The sequence below is a fragment of the Demequina gelatinilytica genome, from assembly GCF_000971115.1.
GTDB lineage: Bacteria > Actinomycetota > Actinomycetes > Actinomycetales > Demequinaceae > Demequina > Demequina gelatinilytica.
In genome coordinates this window covers 1-23966 of sequence record NZ_BBLV01000009.1, presented here as the reverse complement: position 1 = coordinate 23966, position 23966 = coordinate 1, and the positions used below count along the sequence as shown (strand labels likewise).

The 23966-nt window shown below is 71.4% G+C and carries 23 protein-coding genes, 1 tRNA gene and 1 pseudogene; 13 read left to right on the top strand and 12 right to left on the bottom strand.

Annotated elements, in window-relative coordinates; all coding sequences use genetic code 11:
* The 5 genes and pseudogenes from AOM00_RS15620 to AOM00_RS08825 form a co-directional block, all read left to right on the top strand.
* A pseudogene (locus AOM00_RS15620) lies at positions 1-321 on the top strand (methyl-accepting chemotaxis protein); the annotation flags it as partial.
* A gap of 116 nt (positions 322-437) precedes the next feature.
* Positions 438-2009 (top strand): methyl-accepting chemotaxis protein, encoded by a 1572-nt coding sequence (locus AOM00_RS08840; RefSeq protein WP_062517457.1) that lies wholly within the window; start codon positions 438-440, stop codon positions 2007-2009.
* 77 nt (positions 2010-2086) lie between these two features.
* On the top strand, positions 2087-3277 hold the full coding sequence (locus AOM00_RS08835; RefSeq protein ID WP_156159107.1) for a methyl-accepting chemotaxis protein: 1191 nt from the start codon (positions 2087-2089) through the stop codon (positions 3275-3277).
* Between the two features lie 85 nt (positions 3278-3362).
* Positions 3363-3764, top strand: coding sequence for a hypothetical protein (locus tag AOM00_RS08830; protein ID WP_156159106.1), 402 nt, complete (start codon positions 3363-3365; stop codon positions 3762-3764).
* Positions 3765-3835: 71 nt separating this feature from the next.
* A tRNA-Leu gene (locus tag AOM00_RS08825) sits at positions 3836-3922 on the top strand.
* Positions 3923-3976: 54 nt separating this feature from the next.
* Here AOM00_RS08825 and AOM00_RS08820 read toward each other — a convergent pair.
* The 8 genes from AOM00_RS08820 to AOM00_RS08790 form a co-directional block, all read right to left on the bottom strand.
* Entirely contained in the window at positions 3977-4876 is a 900-nt protein-coding gene (locus tag AOM00_RS08820; protein ID WP_082096836.1) for a sugar phosphate isomerase/epimerase family protein, read from the bottom strand.
* Between the two features lie 217 nt (positions 4877-5093).
* Positions 5094-6344 carry an LCP family glycopolymer transferase gene (locus tag AOM00_RS08815; protein ID WP_062517454.1) on the bottom strand — a complete coding sequence of 417 codons (1251 nt, stop codon included), beginning with the start codon at positions 6342-6344 and terminating at the stop codon, positions 5094-5096.
* 119 nt (positions 6345-6463) lie between these two features.
* Positions 6464-6625, bottom strand: coding sequence for a hypothetical protein (locus AOM00_RS15450; protein WP_156159105.1), 162 nt, complete (start codon positions 6623-6625; stop codon positions 6464-6466).
* Between the two features lie 47 nt (positions 6626-6672).
* Entirely contained in the window at positions 6673-7227 is a 555-nt protein-coding gene (locus tag AOM00_RS08810; protein ID WP_082096834.1) for a GNAT family N-acetyltransferase, read from the bottom strand.
* 10 nt (positions 7228-7237) lie between these two features.
* A complete protein-coding gene (locus AOM00_RS08805; RefSeq protein ID WP_062517452.1) occupies positions 7238-7474 on the bottom strand; it encodes a hypothetical protein in 237 nt (78 codons plus the stop codon).
* Positions 7471-8697, bottom strand: a complete 1227-nt coding sequence (locus AOM00_RS08800; RefSeq protein ID WP_082096832.1) for an inorganic phosphate transporter — start codon at positions 8695-8697, stop codon at positions 7471-7473. Before AOM00_RS08800 ends, AOM00_RS08805 begins: the two co-directional genes overlap by 4 nt.
* Before the next feature lie 124 nt (positions 8698-8821).
* On the bottom strand, positions 8822-9208 hold the full coding sequence (locus AOM00_RS08795) for a YchJ family protein (protein ID WP_062517451.1): 387 nt from the start codon (positions 9206-9208) through the stop codon (positions 8822-8824).
* A complete protein-coding gene (locus AOM00_RS08790; RefSeq protein WP_062517450.1) occupies positions 9208-10305 on the bottom strand; it encodes a threonine aldolase family protein in 1098 nt (365 codons plus the stop codon). The genes AOM00_RS08795 and AOM00_RS08790 overlap by 1 nt, the downstream gene beginning before the upstream one ends.
* Before the next feature lie 169 nt (positions 10306-10474).
* Here AOM00_RS08790 and AOM00_RS08785 point away from each other — a divergent pair, with 169 nt between their 5' ends.
* Positions 10475-11077 carry a hypothetical protein gene (locus AOM00_RS08785; protein WP_062517449.1) on the top strand — a complete coding sequence of 201 codons (603 nt, stop codon included), beginning with the start codon at positions 10475-10477 and terminating at the stop codon, positions 11075-11077.
* Between the two features lie 34 nt (positions 11078-11111).
* Here AOM00_RS08785 and AOM00_RS08780 read toward each other — a convergent pair whose 3' ends face one another.
* Positions 11112-11741 (bottom strand): YgjV family protein, encoded by a 630-nt coding sequence (locus AOM00_RS08780; protein ID WP_062517448.1) that lies wholly within the window; start codon positions 11739-11741, stop codon positions 11112-11114.
* Positions 11742-11843: 102 nt separating this feature from the next.
* On the opposite strand from AOM00_RS08780, the gene AOM00_RS08775 reads away from it, so the two are divergent.
* The gene (locus tag AOM00_RS08775; protein ID WP_082096830.1) at positions 11844-12218 is read left to right on the top strand and encodes an RNA-binding S4 domain-containing protein; all 375 of its coding nucleotides are present in this window, start codon (positions 11844-11846) and stop codon (positions 12216-12218) included.
* Between the two features lie 354 nt (positions 12219-12572).
* Entirely contained in the window at positions 12573-13076 is a 504-nt protein-coding gene (locus AOM00_RS08770) for a low molecular weight protein-tyrosine-phosphatase (RefSeq protein WP_062517446.1), read from the top strand.
* A 24-nt stretch (positions 13077-13100) separates the two neighbouring features.
* Here AOM00_RS08770 and AOM00_RS08765 read toward each other — a convergent pair whose 3' ends face one another.
* Positions 13101-15554 (bottom strand): glycogen/starch/alpha-glucan phosphorylase, encoded by a 2454-nt coding sequence (locus AOM00_RS08765; protein ID WP_062517445.1) that lies wholly within the window; start codon positions 15552-15554, stop codon positions 13101-13103.
* A 153-nt stretch (positions 15555-15707) separates the two neighbouring features.
* Here AOM00_RS08765 and rfbA point away from each other — a divergent pair, with 153 nt between their 5' ends.
* Both rfbA and rfbB read left to right on the top strand, forming a co-directional pair.
* Positions 15708-16598, top strand: a complete 891-nt coding sequence (rfbA, locus tag AOM00_RS08760) for a glucose-1-phosphate thymidylyltransferase RfbA (RefSeq protein ID WP_062517444.1) — start codon at positions 15708-15710, stop codon at positions 16596-16598.
* Positions 16595-17587, top strand: a complete 993-nt coding sequence (gene rfbB, locus AOM00_RS08755) for a dTDP-glucose 4,6-dehydratase (protein WP_062517443.1) — start codon at positions 16595-16597, stop codon at positions 17585-17587. Before rfbA ends, rfbB begins: the two co-directional genes overlap by 4 nt.
* Before the next feature lie 204 nt (positions 17588-17791).
* On the opposite strand, the gene AOM00_RS08750 is transcribed toward rfbB, so the two are convergent.
* Positions 17792-18973 (bottom strand): glycosyltransferase, encoded by a 1182-nt coding sequence (locus AOM00_RS08750; RefSeq protein WP_062517442.1) that lies wholly within the window; start codon positions 18971-18973, stop codon positions 17792-17794.
* 31 nt (positions 18974-19004) lie between these two features.
* Here AOM00_RS08750 and AOM00_RS08745 point away from each other — a divergent pair, with 31 nt between their 5' ends.
* Entirely contained in the window at positions 19005-19889 is an 885-nt protein-coding gene (locus tag AOM00_RS08745; protein ID WP_169746834.1) for an NAD-dependent epimerase/dehydratase family protein, read from the top strand.
* Positions 19868-20815, top strand: a complete 948-nt coding sequence (locus AOM00_RS08740; protein ID WP_062517440.1) for a lysylphosphatidylglycerol synthase transmembrane domain-containing protein — start codon at positions 19868-19870, stop codon at positions 20813-20815. Before AOM00_RS08745 ends, AOM00_RS08740 begins: the two co-directional genes overlap by 22 nt.
* On the opposite strand, the gene AOM00_RS08735 is transcribed toward AOM00_RS08740, so the two are convergent.
* Complete coding sequence (locus AOM00_RS08735; protein WP_082096826.1) at positions 20748-21767, bottom strand: glycosyltransferase family 2 protein; 1020 nt, start codon at positions 21765-21767, stop codon at positions 20748-20750. The genes AOM00_RS08740 and AOM00_RS08735 overlap by 68 nt on opposite strands.
* 194 nt (positions 21768-21961) lie before the next feature.
* Between AOM00_RS08735 and AOM00_RS08730 the strand changes: the two genes are divergently transcribed.
* Complete coding sequence (locus tag AOM00_RS08730) at positions 21962-23965, top strand: bifunctional metallophosphatase/5'-nucleotidase (RefSeq protein ID WP_062517439.1); 2004 nt, start codon at positions 21962-21964, stop codon at positions 23963-23965.
* Position 23966 lies beyond the last annotated feature (1 nt).

Below are 23966 nucleotides of genomic sequence, written 5' to 3'. Positions count from 1 at the left end.
CGTCGGGTCTCTGCGATCCAGGAGGACACCGGCGGCGCCGTGGAGGCGATCGGCGAGATCTCCGAGATCGTCAAGCAGATCAACGACTTCCAGCTGACCATCGCGTCGGCGGTCGAGGAGCAGACCGCGACCACGGCGGAGATGTCCCGCGGCGTCGCGGAGGCCGCCACGGGCTCGTCGGATATCGCGGGCTCGATCTCGACGGTGGCGCAGGCGTCCTCGGATGCCGCGGCCGTGCTCGACCAGATCGGTGCGTCGGTCGCGGAGCTCGCCGAGCTCTCCGCGGACCTGCGCGCCAAGGTCGAGACCTTCACCTACTAGGACCAACCGAGCCCAACGGCGGGCCCGCGCGAGAGCTGTCTCGCACGGGCCCGCCGTTGCGCCTCGATCATGCGAGACCCCGGACGGGTCCGCGCCAAGCAACACCAAGGAGTGACATGCACGCCCCGACCCCCGCCCCCGCGCGCCGCCCCAAGGGCGCGACGCTCGCCCGGCGCTTCGCGATGCTGTTCGGCGGACAGCTGCTCGCGACGCTCACGCTCGCGATCATCGCGTTCACCCAGGTGAGCGCCATGGGCGACCACGAGGCCGAGACCATCGAGACCATCGACTCGCAGCACGAGGCGTTCTCGGCTGTCACCGACGCGCTGTGGCAGGTCCGGGTCCAGGCCGCCGCGATGGCGCTGATGACCCCCGAGCAGCAAGCGGCATCTGCCGGCGCGATCGCCGAGAGCGCGGCGGCGTTCGACGAGTCCTACGCGAGCTTCGTCGCCGGCTACGAGGCGGCGTTCGGGATGCCCGTCGAGGAGGACGCCGAGGCGCTCGCCGCGTGGGAGGGCTTCAAGACCGGGAAGATGAGCGGCGGCGCGGCCGTGGACCTCGATACCTTCAATGCGCTGGTGCAGCGTGCGGTCGACGGGCTCAACGAGCAGCTGGAGGCTCGCGAGGTCGAGCTGCTCGCGAGCACCACGGACCGTGTCGACTCCGTCAAGCTGACGGTCGCGCTGTTCGCGGCCTTCGCGATCCTGCTGGGCGCCACCTTCGCGGTGCGCATGCTCGTGCGCATCATGCGCTCGGTCACCTCGGTGAAGACCGCGGTGGAAGCGATGGCGGGCGGCGATCTCACGGTCGAGGCCCGGGTGACCAGCAACGATGAGATCGGCCGGATGGCGGCGGCGGTGAACGCGGCGCAGGTGTCCCTCCGGGAGACGATGTCGGGTGTGGTGACCTCCGCCGTGACGGTGGCTGCTGCCGCGGAGGAGCTGTCGGCGGCGAACGCTCAGGTGTCGGCCGGCTCGCAGGAGACGTCCGCTCGTGCGGGCGTGGTGGCGAACGCTGCCGATGAGGTCAACCGCAGCGTTCAGGCCGTTGCTGCCGGTGCGGAGCAGATGGGTGCGTCGATCAAGGAGATCTCGCACAACGCGAATGAGGCCGCTCGTGTGGCGGCTCAGGCCACCGGCGTGGCGGAGGCGACCAATGAGAAGGTCGCGCGTCTGGGTGCGTCCTCACAGGAGATCGGTGACGTCATCAAGGTGATCTCGAGCATCGCCGAGCAGACGAACCTGCTGGCGCTGAACGCGACCATCGAAGCCGCTCGTGCCGGTGAGGCCGGCAAGGGCTTCGCAGTGGTCGCGGGCGAGGTGAAGGATCTGGCGCAGGAGACCGCGAAGGCGACCGAGGAGGTTGCCCGTCGGGTCTCTGCGATCCAGGAGGACACCGGCGGCGCCGTGGAGGCGATCGGCGAGATCTCCGAGATCGTCAAGCAGATCAACGACTTCCAGCTGACCATCGCGTCGGCGGTCGAGGAGCAGACCGCGACCACGGCGGAGATGAGCCGCGGCGTCGCGGAGGCCGCCACGGGCTCGTCGGATATCGCGGGCTCGATCTCGACGGTGGCGCAGGCGTCCTCGGATGCCGCGGCTGTGCTCGACCAGATCGGTGCGTCGGTCGCGGAGCTCGCCGAGCTGTCCGCGGACCTGCGCGCCAAGGTCGAGACCTTCACCTACTGAAATTCCCCCGCCACCAGGGACGATGCGGCGACCGCCGCATCGTCCCTGATGGCATAGTCCCCAGTGCTTGGAGAGAGATGAACCCCACCTCCGGTCGCGATGCGCGCCGTGGTCCCCGTGTGCCCCTGATGGCGCAGATCGTCGGCGCCTTCGGCGTGGGCGTGATCATCGTCGTCGCCGTCTGCGGCGTCGCCTTGGTCCAGGTGCAGCGCGTCGCCGATGACCCCACGGCGAGCATCAGCGGTGCGCGCGGCATCATCATCGCGGTGCTGGTCGCCGCGGTGGTGGGCACCGCGACCATCGGGCTGGTGCTCGCGACGCGTCTCACGCGCGCCGCGCAGCGGATCAAGGCGACCATCGAGGCCGCCGCGCGCGGAGAGTTCGATGCGACCGCGGGCATCACCTCGAACGATGAGCTCGGCGACATGTCCGAGGCGATGGACCGCACCGCGGCATCGCTGCGGGCGCTCGTCGTCTACATCGAGGAGACCGCGAAGACGGTCGCCGACTCGGCCCGCGCCCTGTCGGAGACCAACGCGCAGGTAGGCGCGGGCTCGCGCGACTCGTCCGAGCGCGCATCGAGCGCCGCCGCATCGGCAGGCGAGGTCAACGCCTCCGTCCAGGCCGTTGCTGCCGGTGCGGAGCAGATGGGTGCGTCCATCAAGGAGATCTCGCACAACGCGAACGAGGCCGCTCGTGTGGCGGCTCAGGCCACGACGGTGGCGGAGTCCACCAACGAGAAGGTCGCCCGTCTGGGCGTCTCGAGCCAGGAGATCGGTGAGGTCATCAAGGTGATCTCCCAGATCGCTGAGCAGACGAACCTGCTGGCGCTGAACGCGACCATCGAGGCCGCTCGTGCCGGTGAGGCCGGCAAGGGCTTCGCCGTGGTCGCGGGCGAGGTCAAGGATCTGGCGCAGGAGACGGCGAAGGCGACCGAGGAGGTCGCACGCCGCGTGTCGGCGATCCAGGAGGACACCGGCGGCGCCGTGGAGGCGATCGGCGAGATCTCCGAGATCGTCAAGCAGATCAACGACTTCCAGCTGACCATCGCGTCGGCGGTGGAGGAGCAGACCGCGACCACGGCGGAGATGAGCCGCGGCGTGGCCGAGGCGGCCCTCGGGTCCTCCTCGATCGCGACGTCGATCGCGGCCGTCGCGGACGTCGCCACGCGCGGGGCCGAGATGACCGCCGCGGCGGACGCCTCGGTGGCCGAGCTCACGGAGCTTGCGACGTCCCTGCACGGCACGGTGGCGGGCTTCCGCCGCTGACGTCCCCAGCATCGTCCCTGGTCAGAAGAACGATGTGATGGCCGCGGCGTCTCAACTCGAGTACGCCGCGGCCGATCGGGGAGGCATGAGCACCACGCAGACCCCCTCGGCTTCCCGACGCGGGCTTGTGGCGCGCATCGTCCTCCTGGTGGCGGCCGGACCGCTGCTGGTGGTGGGACTCGCGGCCCTCACGGCCGGCGCGGGCGGCGCGGCCGTCCCGGTGGTGCTGGGCGGCGTGGTGCTGGTGATCTGGGCGGCTCTGCGGATGTCCGTCGCCTCGTCGCGCATCGACGCGGCGATCGAGTCGATCGCGCCCGCCGCCGGACCCTCCACCGCTGACAAGGTCGCGGATCTGGGGCTCGAGTCGCAGCGGATCGCGGCGCGGCTCGCCGCGGACGTCGCCGCCGCGGAGACCGCGATGGCGGTGGCCGAGGCGACGCGCGCGGAGGCGCCCGGCGCCGAGCAGGGTTCGCGCGCTACGGGATGACTTCCGCCTGCGTTGGCCGCGGCGTGCGTGGTCAGGGGGCATGCCCGATTCGTGCTAGAGTTACCCGGCGCGCGCGAGTGGCGGAATAGGCAGACGCGCACGGTTCAGGTCCGTGTGCCCGAAAGGGCGTGGGGGTTCAACTCCCCCCTCGCGCACCACAGAAGAAGGCCCCCGGGTGATCCCGGGGGCCTTTCTTGTTGCCCGGAGCTTGGTCACCAGCGGACGGACCGCAGGTACGCGAGCCCCGCGACGGACGGCCCGAGCGGGTCGAAGGAGGGGGCGTCCTCGGGGTCGCGCTCGATCACGTAGAAGTCGATGCCCGGGCCGGCCGCCTCGAAGATCGACGGGAAGTCGATGACGCCCTCGCCCACCGTGGTGATCCCGCCGTCCTCGGCCATGTCCTTCACATGCAGCAGCGCGATCCGGTCACGATGCTCGGACACGAGCGCGCGCGCATCCTCCCCCGCGGCGGTGGCCCAATAGAGGTCGAGCTCGAAGGTCACGTTCTCGGGCGAGGTGTGCTCCACGAGGATGTCGAAGGCGCTCTCGCCGCCGTACACGGACGTGAACTCGTAGTCGTGCAGATGGACCAGGTAGCGCATCCCCCTGTCCGCGGCCATCTCGCCCAGGTGGTCGATCTTCTCCGCGAAGGCCACCCAGTCGGCGCTCGAGGTGAACGTGCGCGGGTTCTCGCCGGCACCGACGTACGCCGTGCCGAGCGTCGTGGCGGTGTCGAGCTTCGCCTCCCATTGCTGATCCGAGGTGCCCATGGTCACCGAGGTGTGGAGCGAGCTCACCTGGAGCCCGTAGGCGTCCAGCAGCGCGCGGTACTCGGTCGCGTCGAGACCCTGGAAGCCCGTGTAGTCCACAGGCTCGACGTACCGGTAGCCGGCCTCGGCGAGCGACGCGAGCACCTGCTCCTGCCGGTCCCGCGCCGCCTGGTCCTCCCCGAACCCGATCGCGTAGAAGAAGGTGAAGAGCTGGACGCTGATCCTCGAGTCCGGGATGGACGATGCGCCCGCGGCGGTGGCGTCCGGCTCGGCGGGGGCGCTCTGCGTGCAGCCGGTGAGGAGCGCCGCGGCCACGAGGACGAGGGCTCTCCGCAACGACATGCCTCTCCTCCGCGCTCAGGGCCGTGGATCGGCCTCCATCACACTAGCCACCGCGCGCGAGCCCACACGAAGCGCACGTGTTCAGGCCGCGCGATCCGCCAGGGCGACACGGTCCGCACCAGTTCCTCGGTGGTGCACGACCGCGCCGGCAACGGGTGTCGATCGTGTCGTGCCCGAGCACGCGGCGCGGGCAACAGGTGCGGATCGTGTCGGGGAGCTACCCCGCCGGGAGATTGCAGGCGTCCAGGATCTCCTTCTGGGTCTCGCGCCGCGGGCCCGCGGTGGCGGTGGGCGTGGGGTCGGCGGAGGCGTCCGGCGTCGCCGAGCCGGTGGGCGACGGCGCCGCGGACGGCTCGGGCGACTGCGTGACGTTCTCCTCGGCCGTGGTGATCGGCTGGTCCGCGATGATCGCCTGCCACGTCTCGGTCGCTGCAGGCTCGGTCACCACCACGTCGCTGGTGCCGTCGCCCGGGTAATGCCACGGCACCGTGTAGAAGTGCAGGTTCTTGGTGTCGAAGCCGCGCAGGCTGTACGCGAGCCCGATGAGGTTCTTCAGCGACCCCAGCTCGGTGTCCATCGACAGCGACTCGGCGCCGGCCCGGATGAACTGCGTGAGCGCGGGCGCGTTGGTGAGGTAGTTGAGCCCCAGCACCTTGCGCGCAGTGTTGGTGAGCAGCTCCTGCTGCCGCTCGATGCGCGCCAGATCGGTGCCCGTGCCGCCCAGCCCGATGCCCTTGCGTGCGCGCGCGAAGGCGAGCGCGTCCTTGCCGTGGAGCACCTGCGCGCCGGCCTGGAGCTCGAGATGGGCGTCCTTGGAGTACATGTACTCCGTGATGCACATGGGAACGCCGTCGATCGCGTCGACCATGCCCGTGAAGCCCTCGAAGTCGACCATCATGAAGTGCCCGCCGAACTCCACCCCGGTGGTCTCGGCGACGGTGGTCATCACGCATGCCGCGGCCTCGCCGAGGTCGCCGTTGCGGCCCCCGATCATCAGCGCGGCGTTGAACTTGTCGGTCCTCGCGTACGACGTCGAGCCGTCGTAGAAGCGGCAGGAGGGGATCGCGGTCCGGAGGTCGCGCGGGATCGAGACCACGTCGATGCGCTCACGGTCCTTGCTGATGTGCAGCACCAGGGTGGTGTCCCCGCGCATGCCCTCGACGTCGCCGTCGCCCGAGTCGGGATCCGTGCGCTCGTCGGAGCCGATGAGCAGGATGTTGAGCGCCTCGCCGCTCGCGAAGTCCGTGGGCTCCGCCTCCTCCGTCGGGGCGTCGTCGGCGACCACCGTGCTCACGGGATCGTGGCCCAGCAGCGAGGAGATGTCGTGCGTGTCGAAGGCCCGCTGCACCAGCACGGCGTTGGTGCCCACGTAGGTGAGCACGAACCCCGTCACGCCCGCGACGGCGCCCCAGAGCCCGCGCAGCAGGCGCCGTCGCACAGGTCGGACCGAGTGCCGTGCCCGCGTCACGCGTGAAGATCCATCGATGCGCCCCCTTGGCTGCGGCCGAGGGGCCGCCTTGGCGACTCTATCCCGAGGTCTGTCAGGAGGAACGCACCCGGCTCAGCGGCCTGTCGTGCGCCGGGCGCTCATCGTCCGGCGCCCGCACCCCACGCGTCCGCGAGCGGCGCCCCCTGCGCGACGCCGGAGGCGGAGGCCTCGGCAGTGACGTGGCCGCCGTCGCGCGCAGGGCCCACCACGGCGCCCACCGTCAGGACGGCGAGGAGCATGAGCGTGGCGAAGCGTCGCATGCCGCTCTCATCGGCCGCCGCTCCCCATCGGTGAGGACGATGCGGGTTCAGGCCCCGCGCAGCATGACCACGTCGGAGTGGTCCTGTCCACCCACGCGGTAGGTGCGCGATCCGACCACGGTGAAGCCGTGGCGTGCGTAGAAGGCCTGGGCTCGCGAGTTCGCGGCATTGGTGCCCAGCCAGACCGGAAGGTCGCCGTGCGTGGACGATGCGACGGACAGCGCGGCGTCGAGGAGCGCGCCGGCGACGCCGGATCCCTGGGACGAGGCACGCACGTAGATCTTCGACAGCTCGAGGACGCGATCGACGCTCACGCCGATCCCTGCCAGCACCCGCGCCGCGTCGCGGTCGCCGCACGGTCCCGCGAGGACCACCGCGTACCCCGCCGGCGCATCGTCCCCGTCCGCGACCGCCACGGTCGCGGCATCGTCCGCCACCCACGCCTCGAAGGCATGCGCGCCCAGGTTGTCCCGGATATGCGTCGCAATGGTCTCCGGCGGCGTGCCGGGCGGGCATGCGAGCGGGAAGGTCTCCGCCGCGAGGGCGACCAGCGCGGGCACGTCGGCGAGCGCCGCCGCGCGCACGGCGAGGGCTGGGCTCACGCGAGAAGGCTCAGTGCCCGCCGGCGGCGATGTACGCGACGGCGCCCAGCACGGTGAGCGCCGCGATGCCGAAGCAGAGGCCGCTCAGGACCTTGCGGCCAGTGGAGATGCGACCGTCCTCGTCACGCGCGCCGGGGCCCTCGGCGATGCGGACGCCGATCGCGAAGAGCGCGGGCAGCCCGGCGCCCACGATCAGGCCCCACAGGAGGATGTTGCCCAGCGCATCCCACTCGACGTAGGTGCTCATCGCTTGCCTCCCAGCTTGCGGCGCTTGCCCTTCTTGGACACGCGCATCAGCTTCATGTCGTGGTCGACCACCGACTCCGCGAGGATCGACTCGTTGTCCTGCTTGGGCTTCCAGTCGTCGTTGACGTTGTGGTGGCCCACGGCGTCCTTGCGCGAGGCGTACCAGATGGCGGCCGACGCGGCGATGAGCGCGGCGAACACCACGAAGGAGCCGACGCCGCCGCCCACGAGCGCGCCGAGGCCGTAGGCGAGGGCGCCCACGATGCCCGCGGCCGGCACCGTGATGAGCCAGGCGAGGAACATGCGGCCCGCGACGGACCAGCGCACGGATGCGCCCTTCATGCCCACGCCCGAGCCGAGGATCGAGCCGGTGGCGACGTGCGTGGTGGAGAGCGAGTAGCCGAAGTGGCTCGAGAGCAGGATCACGGCGGCGGACGACGTCTCGGCCGCCATGCCCTGGCGGGACTCGAGCTCGACCAGGCCCTTGCCGAGCGTGCGGATGACGCGCCAGCCTCCCAGGTAGGTGCCGAGCGCCATCGCGAGGGCACAGGACAGGATCACCCAGAACGGGACGCCCGAGTCCTCCGGGACGGCACCGGCGGCGATGAGCGCCAGCAGGATGATGCCCATCGACTTCTGCGCGTCGTTGGTGCCGTGCGCGAGCGAGACGAGCGAGGCGGAGCCGATCTGGCCCCAGCGGAACAGGCGGTCGTTGTCGTCCTGCTTCACGTCCTTGGTGAAGCGCGTCACCAGCCGCGTGCCCACGGAGGCGACCAGGATCGCGACCACGGGCGCGATGAGCGCGGGGAGCAGGACCTTGGAGATCAGGCCGTCCCACAGCACGCCGCTGGTGCCGGCGGCGGCGAGCACCGCGCCGACCACACCGCCGATGAGCGCATGGGACGAGCTCGATGGCAGGCCGAGCAGCCAGGTCAGCAGGTTCCACAGGATGCCGCCCGTGAGGCCGGCGAGCACGACGCCGAGCGTCACCACGTTCGAGTCGACGATCCCCTTCGCGATGGTCGCGGCGACCGTGAGCGACAGGAACGCGCCCACCAGGTTGAGCGACGCGGAGAGCAGCACCGCCTGCTTGGGCTTGAGGGCGCGGGTCGCGATGGAGGTCGCCATGGCGTTCCCGGTGTCGTGGAAGCCGTTCGTGAAGTCGAACGCGAGTGCCGTCGCGACGACGACTGCGAGGAGGAGTGGCTCGGTCACACGCACCATTGTGGGGGGTTCTCAAGGGTGCTGCGTGGGCACATCGTCGCGTGAGGCGGTCGATGCGCCCATTTCGTCACCTTGTGTCCGTGGAAAGTTGTTCACTACCAGGACAGATGATGTTCACCGAGAGTTAACTGAGATCTCCGTCGACGTACTGCCAGCGACCGTCCACGCGCACGAATCTGCTGGTCTCGCGGTGCTGGCCCATCGAGATCGCGCCGGTGGCGTGATGCGCCACGAAGGTGACGGTGCCCGCATCGTCCCCCTCGAGGCCGTCCGTGGTGCCCAGGATCTCGAGCCCGCGCCACTCGGCCTCGTCGAGCCCCTCCGCCACGTCGAGGGGTCGTGTGCTCGCATGCCACGTGCTCGCGAGGTAGGCGGCGTCGCGGCGGACGAACGCCGTGTAGCGCGAGCGCATGAGCGCCTCGGCGGTGGGGGCGTCGGCCTCGCCGCGCAGGTAGGGGCGGCAGCATCCGGCGAACGAGGCGCCCGAGCCGCACGGGCAGGCCGCTGCCATCAGCGTGCCCCGGCCGGAGCGGCCTCGACCGCCTGCTGCACGGCAGCGGCGAAGCCGTCGACGTCCTCGGGGGTGGTGTCCCACGCGCACATCCAGCGCGCCTCCACCGAGTCGGGTGCGGTGCCGGGCTGCCAGTCGTAGAAGCGGAACGCGGCGCGCACGGCATCTGCCGCTGCGCGCGGCAGCTCGACGAAGACCGCGTTCGACTGGGTGTCCTGCGTGAAGCGCAGGGCGCCCGCGTCCGCCAGCGGCGCCAGGGCCGCGCGCAGCCGCGCCGCCATGGCGTTGGCGTGCGCGGCGTTGCGGTGCCACAGCGGCTCGCCGGAGACGTCGGTGGAGGTGAGCAGCGCCGTCAGCTGGGCCGAGACGTACCGCATCTTGGAGCCCAGCTGCATCGTGGACTTCCGCAGGTACGGGAGGTCGTGCTCGAGCGAGCCGCGCAGGTCCTCGGCCAGGACCACCACCGCCTCGCCGAGCATCGCGCCGTTCTTGGTGCCGCCGAAGGACAGCACGTCGGCGCCCGAGACGGCGGTCGCGAGGTCGACGCCCAGCGCCGCCGCGGCGTTGGCGAGCCGCGCGCCGTCCATGTGGACGCGCATGCCGAGCTCGTGGGCGGCGTAGGTGAGCTCGGCCATCTGCTCGAGCGAGTACACCGTGCCGAGCTCGGTCGACTGCGTCACTGACAGGACCACCGGCTGGGCACGATGCGTGTCGCCCAGGTCGCCCGCGTACCGGGCCAGCTGGTCGGGCGTGAGGCGGCCGTCCGCGGACGGCAGCGGCAGGATCTTGAGCCCGCCGACGCGCTCGGGAGCGCCGTTCTCATCGTTGTGGATGTGCGCGTGCTCGGAGGCGACCACGCCGCCCCAACGCGGGCTGAGCGCCATGAGGGACACGATGTTGGCGCCGGTGCCGTTGAAGACGGGGAAGCCGAGCGCGTGATCGCCGAAGGTGGAGGCGATGGCGGCGTCGAAGGCCGCGGTGGCGAGGTCGGCGCCGTACGCGACGTCGTGACCCTCGTTGGCGGCGGCCATCGCGGCCATGACCTCGGGGTGGACGGCGGCGTAGTTGTCGGACGCGAAATGGACGGTGCGGTTCACCTCAGAAGTGTGTCACGCGCGGGTGCGGGTCCGGACGCCGCGCGCGTGCGAGCCGTGCTTGCTACGTTCGGATGGCGGGGCAGGGCGCGCATGCGGGAGGCCCCGGATCGGGGGCGGGATCATGGCGGGCACAAGGATGGCGAGCGGGAGCCGGCGGGTGCGGCCGAGCATGCGCGGGCACGTCGCGGCGGCAGCGCTGGCGGCAGTCCTCGCCGCGGGTGTGGCGGGGCCGGCATCGGCGAACTCGGACCCCACGGTGGACCGCGCCGAGTACGAGGCGGTGCAGATCGACGACACCCTCTCCTCGGTGCAGGCGCTCTTCGACGGGCCCGGGCGGCGTACCGACGAGTTCGTCGACATCGTCGACGTCAAGGCGGGGGTGGAGAAGCAGTCGCGGACCTGGCGGGTCGCGGGCACCACGCGGTCCGAGCCTGCCGTCGACGTGGTCTTCGCGCACACGCGCGGCGCGTGGAGGGTGGTCGCCAAGTTCGCCCTGTGGCGCATGGGCCCCCGCGCGAGCGCGGACGACCTCACGCGGGCGGAGTACCGCCTCATCACCAAGGGCATGACGCTCGCCGCGATGCACGACGTCACGGGCGGCTCCGAGACATGGACCGACAGCGCCAAGGTCCGTGGCAAGGCCGCGTCGCGGACGTACATGTGGCGGGCGCCGGCGGCGGCGTCGGGGTTCGTGGTGGTCGAGCTCAAGTGGCGCGACGGCGCGTACCGCGTCGACCACAAGACCGACTGGAACGGGTCGCTCGGGGACTAGCGGAGGCGGCCCGACCCTGCAGGGCGGTGCGGGGTCAGAGCTCTCGCACCCAGCGGGTCCCCTGCGTGCTGAACCCGACGTTGCGGAGGTACTCGCGGTCCAGCTCGGGATGCGTCTCGATCTCGACCCGTCGGAAGCCCGCGGCCGTGAGCGCCCCCGAGTCGCGGTAGACGAACTCGCCGGGAGTGAAGTCGCGGAAGCGCGGCTTGACCCAGTCGAGCTCGACCAGGCCCACGCCGGCGCCCTCGTCGTGGAGCGCGACCACGCCGACGGCCTCGTCCCCGCGCGTCACCAGGAACGTCGAGCGGCGGCCGGCGGTCGCGAGGGTCTTCGCGACGAAGTCGGGACGATGCTTGGCGATGTCCGCCGCGTGCACGCGCAGCACATGCTGGAGGAAGGGGTCGTCGGGTGCGAGGGGGAGCACCTGGTAGACGCCGGGATCGTGGCGCTCGCGCTGGAGGCGGATGATCCAGTACGTGTTGATGACGGCGATCGCGCCGTTCATCGCGACGAACGGCCAGATCTCGAACACCGCGTTGTACCCGGTCGCCAGGATGGAACCCGCGAGGTTCATCCAACGGAAGCGCAGCACCCGCGACTGCGTGAGCGACCACACCACCAGGATCGAGCCGATCCAGCCGATGACCTCGAAGACGGAGTCCATGGCCCCAGCGTAGGCGCGTCCAGGCACGATGCGCGGGGTGGGGCGCGCTTCGCTCCTTACGGCCCCACCGGGAGGGCGCGTTCAGGCGGGTAGCCTCGACGGGTGGCCGAATCGGTACGAGTGGATGCGTGGGTGTGGGCGGTGCGCCTGTACAAGACGCGCTCGCAGGCGACCGCGGCGTGCCGCGCGGGCCACGTCCGCATCGACGGGGAACGCGCCAAGCCCGCCCAGAAGGTGGGCGTGGGCAGCATCGTCGAGGTGCGCGGCGGCGAACGTGTGCGCATCGTGGAGGTGCGCCAGCTCCTCGCGAAGCGCGTGGGCGCGCCGGTGGCCCAGGCCGCCTACCTCGACCACAGCCCGCCGCCGCCGCCCAAGGAGCTGGCGTCGCCGTTCGGGCAGCGTGATCGGGGAGCGGGGCGCCCCACCAAGAAGGAGCGCCGCGAGCTGGACCGGCTGCGAGGGCGCGCGCCGCGCTGACCTGTGCCGCTCGGAGATCCCGGGCCGCTCGGAGATCCCGAGGCGTGCGGCATGCCCGAGGCGAGCGGCGTGCCCGAGGTTCTCATTGCTTCGTGCATACGAGGCGCGCGCCTGTCCGGCGCGAGGAGGCATGCGGAGTAGGGGTCGTGTCGCGGTGCTCGCGCCTGGTACGCGCGAAGAGAGCGCGGGGGCCCGGAACGCAAGCGTCCATCGTGCCCGGCTCGCACGTGTCCATCGTGCGCGGAGCGCCCCGTCCGTTCGTGCACGGCAGGCGCGAGCGCCGAGCCGACAGGGTCGCCTTGTTGCGCGTGCTCGTGCGTGAGGGGCGCGCGCCTGCCCTGCGATGATGACGTCATGACCTCCCCCTTCCGCATCATGACCGTCTGCACGGGCAACATCTGCCGCTCGCCCATGGCCGAGGTGGTGCTCAAGGCGCGGCTTGCGGAGGCGGGGCTGGGGGACGCCGTCGAGGTGACCTCGACCGGCGTGAGCGATGAGGAACGCGGGCGTCCCATCGATCGTCGTGCCGCCGCCGTGCTGCGCGAGGCCGGCTACACCGTCCCGCGCCGCGCCGCCCGCAAGGTGACCGCCGCCGACCTGGGCGGCGTCGACCTCGCGCTCGCGATGACCGAGGGCCACGCGCGCCGGCTGCGCGTGCTCACGGACCGTCCCGTGGTGCGGCTCTACCGCGAGTTCGACCCCGCGGCCCCCGCGCTCGTCGAGGGCCGTGAGCAGGACCTCGACATCGACGACCCCTGGTACGGGGGCGTCGAGGACTTCCGGACCACGCTCGCGCAGGTCGAGGCGGGTGCGGACGGCATCGTCGCCGCGGCGCGGCAGGCGCTCGCGCTCAGGTAGCGCTCGCGGCGACGATGCGTCGGCTCAGCCGGCCTGGTGGACCGGCTTGGCGCCCCAGATGCGGTCCAGGTAGTCCTGGATCGAGCGGTCGGAGCTGAAGAAGCCCGAGCGCGCGACGTTGAGGACCGCGGAGCGGCTCCACGCCTCGTGATCCGCATAGGCCGCCTCGACGCGGTCCTGGGCGTCCATGTACGACCGGAAGTCCGCGAGGGCCATGAAGCGGTCGCGCTCCGTGAGGCTCGAGAAGATCGACGCGACCGCGCCGCCCCGCTCGCCGCCCGTGAACGCACCCGAGGCGATCAGGTCGAGCGCCGCCTTGAGCTGGGGGTCGGACTCGTAGTACCTGCCCGGGTCGTAGCCCGACGCCTGCAGGTCCGCCGCCTCGGGCTCCGTCATCCCGAACAGGAAGAAGTTGTCGTCGCCCACGAGCTCGCGGATCTCGACATTGGCGCCGTCGTCGGTGCCGATGGTGAGCGCGCCGTTGAGCGCGAACTTCATGTTGCCGGTGCCCGACGCCTCCTTGCCCGCGAGCGAGATCTGCTCGGACAGGTCCGCGGCAGGGATGAGCGTCTCCGCGAGGCCCACGTTGTAGTTCGCCGGGAAGGCGACCTTGAGGCGTCCCTCGAGCGAGGCGTCGGAGTTGATCGTGGCGCCCACCGCGTTGATGAGCTCGATGGTCTCCTTGGCCCGCACGTAGCCCGGCGCGGCCTTCGCGCCGAACATGAAGGTCCGCGGCGTCACCGACTCGAGCGGGAGGCGCCCCGACGTGATCCCCTCGTACAGGGACACGATGTGCAGCAGCTTGAGCGACTGGCGCTTGTACTCGTGGAGGCGCTTGACCATCGCGTCGAGCATCGCGTCGCCCGCGATCTCGATGCCGTCGCGCTCCGCGAGCACCGCGGCCAGTCGCTGCTTGTTGGCGCCCTTGATCTCGCGGAAGCGGCGTCGGAACTCGGCGTCCTCGGCGAGCGGCTCGAGCCCGCGCAGCTGCTCGAGGTCCGTGATCCAGCCGTCGCCGATCGCCTCGGTGATGAGGCCCGACAGGCCCGGGTTCGCGAGCCGCACGAAGCGCCGGGGGGTCACGCCGTTGGTGACGTTGGTGAACTTCTCCGGCCACAGCTCCGCGAAGTCGTTGAGCACCTTGTCGCGCAGCAGCTCCGAGTGTAGCGCCGCGACGCCGTTGACCTTGAAGCCGGCCACGGTCGCGAGGTGCGCCATCCGCACGGAGCGCTCGGGCTGCTCGGCGATGATCGACATGCGGCGCACGCGGAGCTCGTCGCCGGGGTACGCGGCGCGCAGCTCCTCGAGGAACTCCTCGTTGATGCGGTAGATGATCTCGAGGTGGCGCGGCAGGAGGCGTCCCAGCAGGTCCACCGACCACACCTCGAGCGCCTCCGGCAGCAGGGTGTGGCACGTGTACGCGAACACCTTCTGCGTCACGGCCCAGGCCTCGTCCCACGCCCAGCCGCGCTCGTCGACCAGGATGCGCATGAGCTCGGGCACCGCGATGACCGGGTGCGTGTCGTTGAGCTGCCACGTGATGCGGTCCGGCAGGCGGTGCAGGTCGTAGTCGTCCGGCAGGACGGTCTCGAGGAAGTCGCGCAGCGAGGCCGCGACGAAGAAGTACTGCTGCTGGAGGCGCAGCTCCTTGCCCTGGGGCGTCGAGTCCTCGGGGTACAGCACCTTCGAGATGTTCTCCGCGAACGTGCGGGCGCGGACCGCCTCCGCGTAGTCGCCGGCGTTGAAGATCTGCAGGTCGAACTCGTGCTGCGCCTTCGCGCTCCACAGGCGCAGCGTGTTGACGCGGCCGTTGCGGTAGCCGGGGACCATGTAGTTGTACGGCACCGCGGTCACGTGCCAGTCGGGGATCCACACGCGCGCGTCGGGCGAGCCGCCCTCGACCTCCTCGGTGCGGCCGCCGAAGGCGACGTCGACCGCGTTCTCGGGGTGCGGGATCTCCCACGGCGAGCCCAGGCGCAGCCAGTGGTCGGGGCGCTCGACCTGCTTGCCGTCCACGAAGGTCTGACGGAAGATGCCGTACTCGTAACGGATGCCGTACCCGACCGACGGCACGTTGAGGGTCGCGAGCGAGTCGATGAAGCAGGCCGCGAGGCGGCCCAGGCCGCCGTTGCCCAGGCCCGGCTCGATCTCCACCCCGCGCAGCTCGTCGATGTCGACACCGAGCAGGCGCAGCGACTCCGCCGCGATGTCCTCGAGGTCCGTCGCGAGCAGCGCGTTCTCGAGCTGCGGGCCCAGGAGGAACTCGGCGGACAGGTACGCGACCGTCTTGGCCTGGTCGCGGTACTGGTTCCGCAGCGCCTCGAGCCAGCGCGTCGACAGGTAGTGACGCACCGTGCGGGCGAGCGCCAAGTACTTGTCGTTCGCCGATGCGCGGTCCAGATCCACGCCCTGGCCGTAGTTGATCTCGTGGAGGAAGTGCCAGGTGAATGCCTCGACGGACTGGTCGGGCGCGGCCATGGGCGGAGGGAATGCGTTCACATTGGCCAATGTATGCGCTTGCGGTCCTGGTCGTCCCGGTCGTCGCACACTTTTAACATTCGCGGCGCACGATGCGGGGGTCGGCGAGGCGCCGCTGGCGCCGCATCGTCCCCTCACGGCAGACTGGCGCCCATGCGCGGCATCATCCTCGCGGGCGGCTCAGGGACGCGCCTGCACCCCATCACCCAGGGCGTCTCGAAGCAGCTGCTTCCCGTGTACGACAAGCCGCTCGTCTACTACCCGCTGTCGACGCTGCTGCTCGCCGGGATCGACGAGGTGCTGGTCATCAGCACGCCGCACGATCTCCCGCAGTTCCAGCGCCTCCTGGGCGACGGCTCGCGCTTCGGGATCCGGCTCGAGTACGCGGTGCAGGCGGAGCCGCAGGGCCTCGCGCAGGCCTTCACGATCGGCGCGGACTTCATCGGGGACCAGAAGGTCGCGCTCGTGCTGGGCGACAACGTCTTCTACGGGCCCGGCCTGGGCCTGCACCTCCAGAGGTTCGCCGAGGTCGACGGCGGCGCCGTGTTCGCGTACCACGTGGCGGATCCGCGCGCCTACGGCGTGGTCGAGTTCGATGCCGAGGGCCGCGCGCTGTCGCTCGAGGAGAAGCCCGAGCACCCGCGCTCCGAGTATGCGGTTCCCGGGCTCTACTTCTACGACAACGAGGTGGTCGAGATCGCGCGGTCGATCGAGCCCTCCCCGCGGGGGGAGTACGAGATCACGTCGATCAACCAGCGCTACCTCGAGCGCGGCCGGCTCCACGTCGAGGTGCTGCCGCGCGGCACCGCCTGGCTCGACACCGGCACGTTCGACTCGCTGCTCGAGGCGAGCCAGTTCGTCCAGGCGGTCGAGCGCCGCCAAGGGCTCAAGATCGGCGCGCCCGAGGAGATCGCGTGGCGTCGCGGCCTGCTCTCCGACGACGAGCTGCGCTCGCGGGCGGAGGCGCTGGTGAAGTCGGGCTACGGCCAGTACCTGCTGTCCCTGCTCGAGCGCGAGCGAGCTGCCCTGGGGACCGTGCGATGAGGCTGCTGGTCACGGGAGGCGCGGGCTTCATCGGCGCGAACTTCGTGCGTCTCACCCTTGCGACGCGGCCCGACGTGAGCGTCACGGTGCTGGACCTGCTCACGTACGCGGGGAACGCATCGTCCCTTCCGGACGATGCGCGGGTCACCCTGGTCAAGGGGGACATCGCCGATCCCGAGCTGGTCGACGCGCTGGTGCGCGAGGCCGATGCGGTGGTGCACTTCGCGGCCGAGTCCCACAACGACAACTCGCTCGACGAGCCGTGGCCCTTCGTCCACACCAACCTGGTGGGCACGTTCCAGCTGCTCGAGGCCGCGCGACGCCACGGCGTGCGGTTCCACCACGTGAGCACCGACGAGGTCTACGGGGACCTGCCCCTGGGCACGCCGGAGCGGTTCACGCCCGAGACCCCGTACAACCCCTCGTCGCCCTACTCGTCGACCAAGGCGGGCTCGGACCTCATGGTGCGCGCGTGGGTGCGGTCCTTCGGTCTGCAGGCGACCATCTCGAACTGCTCGAACAACTACGGGCCGTTCCAGCACGTGGAGAAGTTCATCCCGCGCCAGATCACCAACCTCATCGACGGCGTGAGGCCCAAGCTCTACGGAGCCGGGCTGAACGTTCGCGACTGGATCCACGTCGACGACCACAACCGTGCCGTGTGGACCATCCTCGAGAAGGGCGCGATCGGGGAGACGTACCTCATCGGCGCGGACGGCGAGGCGTCGAACAAGGACGTGATCGCCGCGGTGCTGGAGCTCATGGGGCACGCTCCCGACGACTTCGAGCACGTGCCCGACCGCCCGGGGCACGACCTCCGCTACGCGATCGACGCGACGCGCCTGCGCGAGGAGCTCGGCTGGGAGCCGCAGTACGGGGACTTCCGGACGGGGCTCGCGGCGACCGTCGAGTGGTACCGCGAGCACGAGCCCTGGTGGCGGCCTCAGAAGCTCGAGACGGAGCTGAGGTACCAGCGGCTGGGTCGGTAGCGCCTCGGCCACGGACCGCGCCGCCGCCCGCCCCCCGCGGAATGGGTAGGTGAGTGTCGGGTCTCGGAGATCTCCGCATCACAGTGGTGGCCCAGTGTCGCCGCGCTCGCAAGCCCGCGCGGCGGCGACAACCACGCACCACTGTGAGGCGAGGACTGCCCGGAACCGGCAACTACCTACCACTTGCGGAGGGGGTGGGGCGGGTCAGCCGATGACGGTCCGGAACAGCTCGCGATACCGCTCGCCCACGGCCTCGACCGAGTACTCCAGGGACCGTGCACGCGCCGCCGCACCCAGGCCGGCACGCAGCTCCTGATCCTCCGCGAGCACCTCGAGGCTGCGGGCGAGCGCGTCCGCGTCGCCCTCGGGGACCAGCACGCCGGAGCGGCCGGGCTCGATCGCCTCGTTGAGCCCCGGCAGGTCCGACGCGACGATCGCGCAGCCCGCGCCCATCGCCTCGAGCATCGCCACGGGCAGGCCGTCCTGGTCCCCGGACGCGGCACGGCGCGAGGGGAAGACGGCGATGCCCGCGCGCGACAGCGCCGCATCGAGGTCGGCGCGGCCCAGCTGGCCCAGGAACGTCACGGGCAGCCCCGCGGCCTGCTCCTCGAGCCGCCCCCGCTCGGGGCCGTCGCCGACGACGGTGACGTCGAGCCGCGCATGCGTACGCCGCATCGCCTCGAGCAGGACGTCGAAGCCCTTCTTCTCCACCAGGCGGCCCACCGCGAGCACGTGCACGGGATGCTTGCGCGTCGCGGGCTTGGTGACCTGACGGTCGTCGTGCGCGATCGAGCCGAACCGTGCCCCCATGGGGATCACGTGCGTGGTGGCGGGGTCCGCGCCCAGCGCGATGACGCGCGCACGCATGTCCTCGTTCATGACCGTGACGGCCGCGGCGTCGCGCACCACAAGCGACTTCTGCGCCCGTGCCGGGCCGGCGTTGAGCGCGTAGAGGTCGCCGCCGAGCGTGGTCACCACCGTCGGCACCTTCCTCGCGACCCGGCGCGCGACCATCCCCTGCGGGATGATCCAGTGCGCGTGGATCGCGTCGGGCCGGAACTCGCGGATCTCGCGGCGCAGGGCCGTCGCGAGCCCGCCCAGCAGGAACGGCACCTGCGCGAGGCGCGAGCGCCGCGCGCGCACGTTCTCGAGGATCGCGCCGTCGGCGAGGTCCTCCCATCGCGCCGGGAAGTAGCGGTAGCGGACCACCTCGACGGTGTCGCTCAGCCACTCGCACTCCGGGGCGCCCGGGACGGCCGGCGCGAGCACCCTGACCTCGAAGTCGCGCCCGAGCTCGCGCGACAGGTCCGCGACGAACGCGGGTGTGCCGTCCCCCTCCCGCGCGGGCAGCGTGGAGGTCAGGACGAGCACGCGCGGCAGCGCCATAGGATGAACTCCGATGTGGAGAGGCGGGTGGGTGAGCACAGTGTATGACGCAGCCGTCGTCGGTTCCGGCGGCTTCCTGGGCTCCGCGATCACCGCGCACCTCGAGGCTCGCGGCGCCTCCGTCACGGGCTTCACCAGGGAGGACCCTGTCCTCGTGGACGATGCCCTGGCGCCTCGTGCGGCCGACGTCCCGGTGATCGTGTGGGCGGCCGGGGGCATCACGCCGACCGTCGCGGCCGAGGATCCCGCCACCGTCGAGGCCGAGCTCGACGCGTTCCGCGCCTTCGCGCGCGCCGCCGCCGCGCGGCCCGTCCCGCCGCGCATCGTGCTCCTGTCCTCGGGCGGCGCGGTCTACGGCCGTCCCGCGCTCCCTCCGTACGCGGAGGCCGATGCGCCTCACCCGCCGAACGCGTACGGCCTGTACAAGCTCGCCCAGGAGGCGGTGCTCGCCGAGGCCGGCCTGGCCGCGACCTCGATCCGCATCGCGAACGCCTACGGCCCGGGTCAGCGGGGCGCCCACGGCCAGGGCGTGCTCGCGATCTGGATGCGCGAGGTGCGCGAGGGCCGCGACATCACGCTGCACGGCGACGGCTCGGTCGCGCGCGACTACGTGCATGCGGACGACGTCGCGGAGCTCGTCGCGCGTGTGATCGCGCATGCCTCGCCGCCTGCGGTGGTCAACTGCGGCTCCGGGGCCCCGACCTCGCTCGCGACGCTGCTGGAGCTGCTCCGGGACACGGTGGGGGACGCCCTCCGGGTGGAGCACCTGCCGCACCGCGGCGTGGACCCCGACTCGACCTGGCTCGATGCGACGCTCGCCCGCGAGGCGCTCGGCTGGGAGCCGCGCATCGTCCTCGCCGACGGCATCGCCGACATGTGGACCAGGACGGCCGCGTGGCACGGGACGTCCGCGTGAAGGCGGCGCTGCGCTGGGGCTTCCTCGCGGTCGCCGTCGGGCTGCTCGCGTGGGCCGTGATCACCGGCTGGGACGAGGTCTCGGTGGCGCTGCGCGACCTCACCTGGGGGGCGATCGCGGGAGCGCTCGTCGCGTGCGTGGTCGCGCTCGGGGTCAACGCGATGTCCTGGCGGGCCGTGATGCGCTCGATCGGGCTCACCGCGACCGTCCCCGAGGCGCTCCGCGTCTTCCTGCTGTCGCAGGTGGGCAAGTACGTGCCCGGATCCGTGTGGCCGGTGCTCGCGCAGGCCGAGTTCGCGCGCGACCACGGGGTCAGCCGGCCGCGCGCCATGACCGGGTCGATCGTCGCGATGGTCGTCGGCGTGGTGACGTCCGCCGTGGTGGGCGCCATCGGGCTGCTCGTCGCCGTCCCCGGCGCGCTCGCGTCCTACTGGTGGGTGCTCGTGGTCGCGGCGGCGCTCGCCACGATGCTCATCCCACCGGTGCTGGCGCGCGTGGTGGCGCTCGCGTTCCGCGTGACGCGCCGCACCGAGGAGCCCGCCCGCATCGGAGGCCGCGCCCTGCTGGCCTCGGCGGCGTGGTCGGCCCTCATGTGGGTGGTGCTCGGAGTCCACGCGTGGCTGCTGCTGCGCGAGCTCGCTCCGGGCGCGGGGCTCGTCATCGCCACCGGGGCGTTCGCCTTCGCATGGCTCGTGGGCTTCCTGGTGGTGATCGCGCCCGCGGGGGCCGGCGCGAGGGAGGGCGCGCTGGTGCTGGTGCTCGCTCCGGTCGCGACGCCCGCGCAGGCCTTGAGCCTCGCGCTCGTGAGCCGCTTCGTCATGACGGCGGCCGATGCGATCGGACTGGGGGTCGGGATCGCTATCGGTGCGCGGGGTCGCGCAGCGGCTCCTCGGGAGCCGCAGCGGGGGCAGGCTCCTCCCGCATGACCGCGGGCCGGCGCGCCGGCCCGTACTGCTGCTCCTTGAGCCGCTCGAGCTGGTCCTCGGCGAGGATGCGGTTGGTCTTCTGGAGGTCCGAGAGCACGCCGAGCGCGACGGCGATGAGCGCGCCCGACAGCAGGGCGAGACCCAGCATGAGCGACTGGATGTGGTTGCCGTCGTCGCCGAGCGCGCGCAGCACCGCGAAGCGCACGTAGGGGAACAGCCCGGCGATCCCGAACAGGGTCGCGAGCGACGCGAAGATGCCCCACGGCTTGAACATGATGTACGAGCGCAGGATCGCCTGGCCCGACTTGAGCATGTGCTCGAACACGTTCTTGAACAGCCGCGACTCGCGGGTCTTGGGGTTGGTCTCGACCGGGATCGAGGTGATGGCGAGGCGCTTGTTGCCCGCCTGGATGATGGTCTCCATGCAGTAGCTGAACTGCGTCACGATGTTGAGCCGGTACAGCGCGAACCGCGAGTACGCACGGAACCCGGAGGCGGCGTCGGGAAGGCGCGTGCCGGCAGCCTGGTTGACCACCCACGAGCCGAAACGCTGCATCGTCTTCTTGAACGGCGAGAAGTGGGCGATGGTCTGCGTCTGGCGGTCGCCGATGACGATCTCCGCCTCGCCCGCGAGGATCGGCGCGACCAGGTCGGGGATGCGCTCCTGCGGGTACTGGTTGTCGCCGTCCGTGTTGACCACGATGTCCGCGCCGCCGCGGAGCGCGTGGTCGACGCCGTCGCGGAACGAGCGCGCGAGGCCCATGGTCCGGGTGTGGCGGATCACCGTCGCGCCGTACGAGCGCGCGACCTCGGCGGTGCGGTCCGTCGAGCCGTCGTCGATGACCAGCACCTCGAGCTCGTCGACCCCCGGGATCGAGGTCGGGATCGTCTCCATGACGAGGGGCAGCGTGGCCTCCTCGTTGAGGCACGGAATCTGGATGACCACCTTCACAGGGCCAGGGTAGTGCGCACGTGCGCGTGAGATGTCCGCTGTGTGTCGTGGCCGTGAGCGGCGGGTGAAAAGTCCGGTTCGCCCATGTCGCCCGGCGGCGGGACGCTCTAGTGTCGGGAAGGTCCTGTATGGGATGACACGAAAGGATATGAACCAGAATGTCACGACACGTCCCCACAAAGACGAAGGCCCTGGTGGCCGCCGGCGTCGCCGGCCTCCTCGCCGTCGCTCTCGCCGTCCCCGCCACCGCAGCCGAGGAGGGCCAGACCGAGATCCAGATCCTGGGCATCAACGACTTCCACGGGCGGATCCTCCCCGACGCCTTCGGCGAGTCCGCGGGCGCCGCCTCCATGGCGACCGCCGTCGCGGACCTCGAGTCCCTGTACCCGAACACCGTGTTCGCCGCCGCCGGCGACCTCATCGGGGCCTCGACGTTCGAGAGCTTCATCGCGAAGGACAAGCCCACCATCGACGTGCTCAACGCGATGGACCTCGACGTGTCCGCGGTGGGCAACCACGAGTTCGACCAGGGCTACGCGGACCTGGTCGACCGGGTCATGGCGCCCTACGACGCCGTGACGAACCCCTACGGCGGCGCGTCGTGGGAGTACCTGGGCGCGAACGTGCGCTTCGTCGACACGGGCGACCCGGCGCTTCCGGAGACCTGGATCCAGACCTTCGGCGACGTCGAGGTGGGATTCATCGGCGCGGTGACCGAGGAGACCCCGTCGCTCGTCTCGCCCGACGGCGTGTCGATGCTCGAGTTCGAGGACGAGGCCGTCGCGGCCAACCGCAGCGCCGCGGCGCTCGAGGACGAGGGCGCGGACGTCATCGTGCTGCTGGTCCATGAGGGCGCGCCGACCACCGCCTACGCGGACGCCGTGGACACCTCGAACAACTTCGGGCAGATGCTCGCCGACCTCGACCCGAGCATCGACGCGGTCATCTCGGGCCACACCCACATGGCCTACGACCACGACGTGCCCGTCGCCGCCTGGTCCGGCAACGCCGTGACCGAGCGCCCGGTGGTCTCGGCCGGCCAGTACGGCATGTACCTCAACCAGCTGATCTTCACGGTGGACGATGCGACCGGCGAGATCGTGTCGATCGACAGCGACCTCGTCGACCTGTGGGAGACGGGCGCCTCCGCGCCGGTCTACCCGGAGGACCCGGACGTCGCGGAGATCACGGCGCTCGCGGCCGCGGAGGCGGATGTGCTCGGCGCGGTCGAGCTCGGCGACCTCGATGGGCCGCTGTACCGGGCCCGCATCGAGGGCGGCTCCTCCGGCTCCTCGCGGGGCGCGGAGTCCACGCTCGGCAACGCGGTCGCGGAGGTCCAGCAGTGGGCGACCGAGGGCCTCGGAGTCGAGGTCGCCTTCATGAACCCGGGTGGCCTGCGCGCCGACATGCTCGGTGCGGCGGCCGGCACGGGCGACTACCCGAGCCCCGTCACGTACAAGCAGGCGGCGAGCGTGCAGCCCTTCGCCAACACCCTGGTCGCGATGACGCTGACGGGCGAGCAGATCGCCGCGGTCCTCGAGGAGCAGTGGCAGCCCGCGGGCTCCTCGCGACCGTTCCTGCGCCTGGGCACCTCGGACGGGTTCGCGTACACCTACGACCCGACCGCGGCCGCAGGTGATCGCATCCTCGAGATCACGCTCGACGGCGAGACCATCGCCGCCGACGACGAGGTCCGGGTGGTGGTGAACTCGTTCCTCGCGGCCGGTGGCGACAACTTCACCACCTTCGCGGACGGCTCGGACCGCGCCGACTCGGGCCGCATCGACCTCAACGCGATGGTCGACTACCTCGCGGACAACGGCTCGATCGGCCCCGACTACGCGCAGCACTCGGTGGGCATCACCGGGACCGACGCGCTGACCGCGGGGTCCAAGGCCACCCTCGAGCTGTCGTCCCTCGCGTTCACCGGAGCGGGTGAGCCGGTCGACGGGACGGTCACCGTGAGGATCGGCAGGTGCGTGATCGGCTCGTTCGAGGTGGACGGCTCGCTGCCGACCGACCTCTACGACGAGCAGGGCACCGCCACCGTCACGTTCACCGTGCCCAAGCGCCTCAAGGGGGAGCAGACGCTCACCATCACGGGCGACACGACCGTCACCGAGGTGTCGATGACCGTGGACGTCGCCAAGAAGGCGAAGTCCAACAACGGCAAGGGCAAGCCGAAGGGCAAGCGCTAGC

Excerpts from the sequence above, each read along its gene's own strand:
- AOM00_RS08750 (WP_062517442.1), bottom strand. The coding sequence starts at position 18,973 with ATGGCGCTGCCGCGCGTGCTCGTCCTGACCTCCACGCTGCCCGCGCGG.
- AOM00_RS08820 (WP_082096836.1), bottom strand. The coding sequence starts at position 4,876 with ATGTCGTTGCGGAGAGCCCTCGTCCTCGTGGCCGCGGCGCTCCTCACC.
- AOM00_RS08830 (WP_156159106.1), top strand. The coding sequence starts at position 3,363 with ATGAGCACCACGCAGACCCCCTCGGCTTCCCGACGCGGGCTTGTGGCG.
- AOM00_RS08795 (WP_062517451.1), bottom strand. The coding sequence starts at position 9,208 with ATGGCAGCGGCCTGCCCGTGCGGCTCGGGCGCCTCGTTCGCCGGATGC.
- AOM00_RS08800 (WP_082096832.1), bottom strand. The coding sequence starts at position 8,697 with ATGGTGCGTGTGACCGAGCCACTCCTCCTCGCAGTCGTCGTCGCGACG.
- AOM00_RS08835 (WP_156159107.1), top strand. The coding sequence starts at position 2,087 with ATGAACCCCACCTCCGGTCGCGATGCGCGCCGTGGTCCCCGTGTGCCC.
- rfbB (WP_062517443.1), top strand. The coding sequence starts at position 16,595 with ATGAGGCTGCTGGTCACGGGAGGCGCGGGCTTCATCGGCGCGAACTTC.
- AOM00_RS08805 (WP_062517452.1), bottom strand. The coding sequence starts at position 7,474 with ATGAGCACCTACGTCGAGTGGGATGCGCTGGGCAACATCCTCCTGTGG.
- AOM00_RS08785 (WP_062517449.1), top strand. The coding sequence starts at position 10,475 with ATGCGCGGGCACGTCGCGGCGGCAGCGCTGGCGGCAGTCCTCGCCGCG.
- AOM00_RS15450 (WP_156159105.1), bottom strand. The coding sequence starts at position 6,625 with ATGCGACGCTTCGCCACGCTCATGCTCCTCGCCGTCCTGACGGTGGGC.
- AOM00_RS08770 (WP_062517446.1), top strand. The coding sequence starts at position 12,573 with ATGACCTCCCCCTTCCGCATCATGACCGTCTGCACGGGCAACATCTGC.
- AOM00_RS08765 (WP_062517445.1), bottom strand. The coding sequence starts at position 15,554 with ATGGCCGCGCCCGACCAGTCCGTCGAGGCATTCACCTGGCACTTCCTC.
- rfbA (WP_062517444.1), top strand. The coding sequence starts at position 15,708 with ATGCGCGGCATCATCCTCGCGGGCGGCTCAGGGACGCGCCTGCACCCC.
- AOM00_RS08840 (WP_062517457.1), top strand. The coding sequence starts at position 438 with ATGCACGCCCCGACCCCCGCCCCCGCGCGCCGCCCCAAGGGCGCGACG.
- AOM00_RS08780 (WP_062517448.1), bottom strand. The coding sequence starts at position 11,741 with ATGGACTCCGTCTTCGAGGTCATCGGCTGGATCGGCTCGATCCTGGTG.